This window comes from Streptomyces sp. SID5910 (assembly GCF_009862125.1).
In the GTDB taxonomy this organism is placed as follows: Bacteria; Actinomycetota; Actinomycetes; order Streptomycetales; family Streptomycetaceae; genus Streptomyces.
Genome location: NZ_WWHX01000361.1, coordinates 1 through 1,236, shown reverse-complemented (window position 1 = coordinate 1,236; position 1,236 = coordinate 1). Strand labels below are relative to the sequence as shown.

The 1,236-nt window shown below is 74.8% G+C and carries 2 protein-coding genes; both read left to right on the top strand.

Annotated elements, in window-relative coordinates:
- A partial coding sequence (locus tag GTW67_RS12215) for a beta-galactosidase (RefSeq protein WP_202437144.1) occupies window positions 1-934 on the top strand: 934 nt, incomplete at its 5' end.
- A gap of 194 nt (window positions 935-1,128) precedes the next feature.
- Window positions 1,129-1,236: SAM-dependent methyltransferase (locus GTW67_RS12210; RefSeq protein WP_202437143.1), on the top strand; the 108-nt coding region annotated here is incomplete at its 3' end.

Sequence of the window (1,236 nt, the reverse complement as noted above, 5' to 3'; positions counted from 1 at the left end):
TATGGTGCCGCACGCCGGTGCCGACAGCGACCTGTTCCGCGCGGTCACCGCGCTCGGCGACACCCTGAGGGCGCTGGCGCCGGTCGCCGGGAGCGAGCGGGAGCCCGCGGAGGTCGGCATCCTCTTCGACTGGGAGTCGCGCTGGGCGAGCGAGCAGGACTCCCACCCGACCTCGCTGCTCGACTACCACCAGGAGGCGCTCGACTGGTACTCGGCGCTGCTCTCCCTCGGTGTCCGCGCCGACGTGGTCACCACCGGCGCCGACCTGACCCGTCACCGGGTGCTGATCGCGCCCGTGCTGCACATGGTCCCCGCCGACCTCGCCAAAGAGCTCACCCGCTACGCCGAGCAGGGCGGCCATCTGGTCACCACGTACTTCTCCGGCGTCGTGGACGAGAACGACCACGTGTGGCTCGGCGGATACCCGGGCGCCCTGCGGGAGCTGCTGGGCATCCGGATCGAGGAGTTCGGCCCGCTGCCCGCCGGACGGACCGTGGAGCTGGACGACGCGACCACGGGCACCCTGTGGACCGACCACATCACCGTCACCGCGCCGGAGACCGAGGTCCTGGCCCGCTACCGCACGGGCACGCACGCGGGCCGCCCGGCCGTCACCCGCCGCCCGGCGGGCAGCGGATGGGCCGCGTACGTCTCCACCCGGCTCGGCGCCGACGGGCTCGCCGCGCTGCTGCCGCGGCTGCTGGCACCGGCCGGCGTGGTGAGCGACCTGCCCACCGAGGTGCGGGGCCTGGTCGAGGCCACCGTGCGCCGCGGTCCCGGCGGGCGCTTCCTGTTCCTGGTCAACCGCACCGACGAGACCGTGACCGTCCCGGGGCTCACCGGAGAGGTCCTGGCGGGCGACACCGGGGACGGGGGCGCCGTCGTCCTCGCGCCGAGGGGCGTGGCGGTCCTGCGCACGCGGTCCGCCGGCTGAGCGCCCGCCCGGCGCCACCCCCTGCCCCGCACCACCCCTCCCCCTCGGAGCGGCGACGCGTCCGCTCCGGGGCCGGGACGCGTGGCGGGCGGGTCGTAACTCCCGCCGCACAGGCCGCACATGGCAGGCCCATCGGGCAGTACGATGATCGAAAATTGCGGCGGAGCGTCACCTCCCGGACCACGGAGCCTGCCATGACGACGGACCATTCCCAGCCTCCCCAGATCGACACCAGCCGGGCCCACCCCGCGCGGGTCTACGACTGGCTGCTGGGCGGCAAGGACAACTACCCCGTCGACGAG